At 72.6% G+C, this 4,815-nt stretch carries 5 protein-coding genes; 4 read left to right on the forward strand and 1 reads right to left on the reverse strand.

What is annotated here, in order from left to right; genetic code table 11:
- Both EYA84_RS26675 and dapF read left to right on the forward strand, forming a co-directional pair.
- On the forward strand, nucleotides 1-471 hold a 471-nt coding region (locus tag EYA84_RS26675), incomplete at its 5' end, for a tRNA (adenosine(37)-N6)-dimethylallyltransferase MiaA (RefSeq protein WP_275540818.1).
- 8 nt (nucleotides 472-479) lie between these two features.
- Nucleotides 480-1,313: a diaminopimelate epimerase gene (gene dapF / locus EYA84_RS26680; RefSeq protein WP_131056450.1), complete on the forward strand. Its 834-nt coding sequence runs from the start codon at nucleotides 480-482 to the stop codon at nucleotides 1,311-1,313.
- A gap of 173 nt (nucleotides 1,314-1,486) precedes the next feature.
- Here the strand turns inward: dapF and EYA84_RS26685 are convergent, their stop codons facing one another.
- Nucleotides 1,487-2,959, reverse strand: coding sequence for an NAD-dependent malic enzyme (locus tag EYA84_RS26685; protein WP_131056452.1), 1,473 nt, complete (start codon nucleotides 2,957-2,959; stop codon nucleotides 1,487-1,489).
- Nucleotides 2,960-3,133: 174 nt separating this feature from the next.
- Here EYA84_RS26685 and hflX point away from each other — a divergent pair, with 174 nt between their 5' ends.
- Entirely contained in the window at nucleotides 3,134-4,582 is a 1,449-nt protein-coding gene (gene hflX / locus EYA84_RS26690) for a GTPase HflX (protein ID WP_131056455.1), read from the forward strand.
- Nucleotides 4,583-4,634: 52 nt separating this feature from the next.
- The coding region (locus tag EYA84_RS26695; RefSeq protein ID WP_131056457.1) for a hypothetical protein at nucleotides 4,635-4,815 on the forward strand (181 nt) is incomplete at its 3' end.

The raw sequence follows: 4,815 nt of genomic DNA on the forward strand, positions 1-4,815 counted from the left end.
CCGCCGGCCGGCATCCTGCCCGGCAACGGCCGGCGGATCGTCCGGGCGCTGGAGGTGATCGAGCTGACCGGCCGGCCCTTCACCGCCGCGTTGCCGGAGCCGACGCCGTATTATCCCGCCCTCCAGGTCGGCGTCGACCTGGACACCGCCCGGCTGGACGAGCGCATCGCGCTCCGGGTGGACCGGATGTGGGCCGACGGCCTGGTCGCCGAGACCCGCGAGCTGGTCGGCCACGGCCTGGCGCAGGGGCGTACGGCCAGCCGGGCGCTCGGGTACCAGCAGGTGCTGCGCTTCCTCGCCGGTGAGCTGACCGAGACCGAGGCGCACGACGAGACGATCCGGGCCACCCGTCGCTTCGTCCGCCGCCAGCGGTCCTGGTTCCGGCGCGACCCGCGCGTCCGCTGGCTCGACTCGACCGATCCGGGACTGATCGAGGCCGCCGTCGGGACGGTCCGCGCCGCTGCGCCATGATGGAAGGCGTGGAGTTCACCAAGGGACACGGCACCGCCAACGACTTCGTGATCCTGCCCGACCCGGACGGCGCGTTCGACCTCACGCCCGAGCTGGTCGCGACGATCTGCGACCGGCGACGCGGCCTCGGCGGGGACGGTGTGCTGCGGGTGGTCCGCGCCGCCAAGCACCCGGACGGCGCCGCCCTGGCCGGCGAGGCCGAGTGGTTCATGGACTACTGGAACTCCGACGGCTCCTTCGCCGAGATGTGCGGCAACGGCACCCGGGTCTTCGTCCGGTACCTGCTGGAGACCGGGCTGGCCGTCCCCGGCGACGGCGACCTGCCGGTGGCCACCCGCGCCGGCGTCGTGCACGCCCGGATCGACGGCGACACCATCGCCGTCCAGATGCGGCGTCCCCGGTTGTACGCCGCCTCGACCGCCGCCCTGGGCGGTCTGGCCCTGCCCGGCACGGCGGTGGACGTCGGCAACCCGCACCTGGTCTGCCCGCTGCCGGCCGGTCTGGACCTCGCCGCCCTGGACCTGACCCGGGCGCCCCACGTCGACGAGGACCTCTTCCCGCACGGCGTGAACGTCGAGTTCACCGCCGCCGCTGACGCCGTCGACGGCGGTGACCCGCGCGTGCTGATGCGGGTCTACGAGCGCGGCTCGGCCGAGACGCTGTCCTGTGGCACCGGCGCGTGCGCGGTCGCCGCCGTCGCGCTGCACGACGCCGGCCGGGAGACCGGCACCGTCGTGGTCGACGTACCCGGCGGCCGTCTCACGGTGACCGTCGACGAGGACTCCTGCTGGCTCTCCGGCCCCGCCGTCCTGGTGGCCACCGGCACCCTCACCCTCACCTGACCACCCCCGGCACCCCGCCCACGCCGCACCCGTGGGGCCGCGCCGATCATGGAGTTGTGGCTGACGGTATGCCCTCTTCACGTGGGCTTTGTCCGCGCCACAAGTCCATGATCGACGCGAGCCGGCGGTCTCCGGGCAACCCGGCGGTGTGCAGGGCCGGCTAGCGCCGGGTGTCAGGGGGTGGCGGAAGCGCTGGCGGCGATCTCGGGGAGGTCGGCCGGGCCCGGGTCGGCGACGGGGGGCGGGGTGGCCGCCGGGTTCTGGGCGGCGGCGCGGACGGCGGCGGCCACCGCCGGGGCCACCCGGGAGTCGAAGACGCTGGGCACGATGACCGTGGGGTTGATCTTCTCCTCGCCGACCACGTCGGCGATGGCCCGGGCGGCGGCCAGCGCCATCTCCTCGGTGAACTCCTCGGCGTGCGCGTCGAGCATGCCCCGGAACACGCCCGGGAAGGCGAGCACGTTGTTGATCTGGTTCGGCTGGTCGGAGCGACCGGTGGCGACGACGGCGGCGTGCTTGCGCGCCTCCCGGGGGTCGACCTCCGGGTCCGGGTTGGCCAGCGCGAAGACGATCGAGTCCTTGGCCATGGTGGCGACGTCGTCGCCGGTGAGCAGGTTCGGCGCGCTCACCCCGATGAAGACGTCCGCGCCGTTCAGCGCCCCGGCGAGATCGCCGGAGTAGCCGTCCCGGTTGGTGTTCTCGGCCAGCCACTGCCAGGCCGAGTTGAGGCCGGTCTGGCCGCGGTGCAGAGCGCCCTGCCGGTCGCACGCGATGATGTCGCCGACGCCCCGACGCAGCAGCAGCTTCATGATCGCGGTGCCGGCCGCACCGGCTCCGGAGACCACCACCCGCACGTCGGCGAGCTGCTTGCCCACCACACGCAACGCGTTGGTCAACGCGGCGAGTACGCAGATCGCGGTGCCGTGCTGGTCGTCGTGGAAGACCGGGATGTCCAGCGCCTCGCGCAGTCGCGCCTCGATCTCGAAGCAGCGCGGCGCGGCGATGTCCTCCAGGTTGATCCCGCCGTACGCGGGCGCGATCGCCTTCACGATGGCGACGATCTCGTCGGTGTCCTGGGTGTCCAGCACCACCGGCCAGGCGTCCACGCCACCGAACCGCTTGAACAGCGCCGCCTTGCCCTCCATCACCGGCAGGGAGGCGGCCGGCCCGAGGTTGCCCAGCCCGAGCACGGCCGAACCGTCGCTGACCACGGCGACCGTGTTGCGCTTGATGGTCAACCGCCGGGCGTCGGCCGGGTTCTCCGCGATCGCCTGGCAGACCCGCGCCACCCCCGGGGTGTACGCCCGGGACAGCTCGTCGCGGGTCCGCAGCGCCACCTTCGAGCTGACCTCGATCTTGCCGCCCAGGTGCAGCAGGAAGGTGCGGTCGGAGACCTTGCGCACGTCCACGCCGTCCAGTGCGGTCAGCGCGTCGACGACCTGGTCGGCGTGCCCGGCGTCGGCGGTGTCGCAGGTGAGGTCGACGATCACGTGGGTCGGGTCGGAGTCGACCACGTCAAGTGCGGTGACGATGGCCCCGGCCTCGCCCACGGAGGTGGTCAACCGGCCGATCGAGGACGCATCGGCGGGTACGGCGATCCGGATCGTGATCGAGAATCCGGCACTGGGCAGTCGGGTGGTGGGCACGCGGATCCCCTCCGTCGGCGCTGAACGGCTCGCCCATTTCTACTCGCCCTGCTCGGGAGTCCGGCAGCCGCCCCCGTGTCTGCCCGTTCCCGCGGTGGGCATATAGCAGGTGCACCGGGCGTTGACACATGTCAGGATTGCTCGGTACATGCACAGAACGGACAGGAGAGACGCTTGCGCGACCAGGAGACCCAGGTTCCATTTCCCGACGACGAGCTCGACGCCACCACCGGCCAGTACGAGCTCTCCGAACGGCAGGCATTGCGACGGGTCCCCGGCCTCTCCACCGAGCTGACCGACGTCACCGAGGTCGAGTACCGCCAGCTCCGGCTGGAGCGGGTGGTCCTGGTCGGCGTCTGGACCGAAGGCAGCCAGACCGACGCGGAGAACTCCCTGACCGAGCTGGCCGCGCTGGCCGAGACCGCCGGCTCGCAGGTGCTCGAAGGGCTGATCCAGCGACGCACCCGGCCGGACCCGGCCACCTACATCGGGCGGGGCAAGGTCGACGACCTGGGCTCGGTGGTGCTGTCGGCGGGCGCCGACACGGTCATCTGCGACGGTGAGCTGTCCCCGTCCCAGCTGCGCAACCTGGAGCAGCGCACCAAGGTCAAGGTGGTCGACCGGACGGCGCTGATCCTCGACATCTTCGCCCAGCACGCCAAGAGCAAGGAGGGCCGGGCCCAGGTCGAGCTGGCCCAGCTCGAATACCTCCTGCCCCGCCTGCGGGGTTGGGGCGAGACGCTGTCCCGGCAGACCGGTGGCTCCGGCCGTGGCGGTGGTGCCGGTGGCGGCGTCGGTGTGCGTGGTCCCGGTGAGACCAAGCTGGAGACCGACCGTCGGCGCATCCGCCACCGCATCGCCCGGCTCCGCCGCGAGATCAAGGCCATGCGGACGGTACGCGAGACCAAGCGCGCCCGCCGTTCCCGCAACGCGGTGCCGGCCGTGGCCATCGCCGGTTACACCAACGCCGGCAAGTCGAGCCTGCTCAACCGGCTGACCGGTGCCGGCGTACTGGTCGAGGACGCGCTCTTCGCCACGCTCGACCCGACCACCCGCCGCTCCACCACCGCCGACGGGCGGGTCTACACGCTCTCGGACACGGTCGGTTTCGTCCGGCACCTGCCGCACCAGATCGTCGAGGCGTTCCGCTCGACGCTGGAGGAGGTCGCCGAGGCCGACCTGGTGGTGCACGTGGTCGACGGTGCCCACCCCGACCCGCAGGAGCAGGTCCGGGCCGTGCGCGAGGTGCTCGGCGAGGTCGGCGCCGACCGGCTGCCCGAGCTGTTGGTGGTCAACAAGATCGACGCCGCCGACGAGGAGACCCTGCTGCACCTCAAGCGGCTCTGGCCCGAGGCGATCTTCGTGTCCGCGCACCGTGGTCGCGGCATCGACGACCTGCGGACGGCGATCGAGCAGCGGCTGCCACGCCCGGCGGTGGAGCTGCGGGTGGTGCTGCCGTACGAGCGGGGTGACCTGGTGGCCCGCCTGCACCGACAGGGCGAGGTACTCAGCACCGCGCACCTGCCCGAGGGAACCATGCTGCACGTACGCGTCAACGAGGCGCTCGCTGCCGAACTGACCGCGTACGTCGACGCCTCGCAGGCGGTTCGTGCCGCGCGGTGACCGCCCAGGAGCGTCACCCGAAGGAAACGTGCGCCGTGCGACACTTCCTTCCATGCACCGCACTGTTTCCTCGGTCACGGTTGCGCTCGGCCTGTTCGGGGCCACCGTGGCGGTCACCGGCGTCACTCTCGCCGCACCCGGGTCGTCGCCACCCGCGTACGCGGCATCGCCGGTGACCGATGTCGCCCCGCCGGCCGCATCGATCGACGTGGGGCCGGTGCTCGCCGCCGCGC

The organism is Verrucosispora sp. SN26_14.1, assembly GCF_004307965.1.
Taxonomy (GTDB): Bacteria; Actinomycetota; Actinomycetes; order Mycobacteriales; family Micromonosporaceae; genus Micromonospora.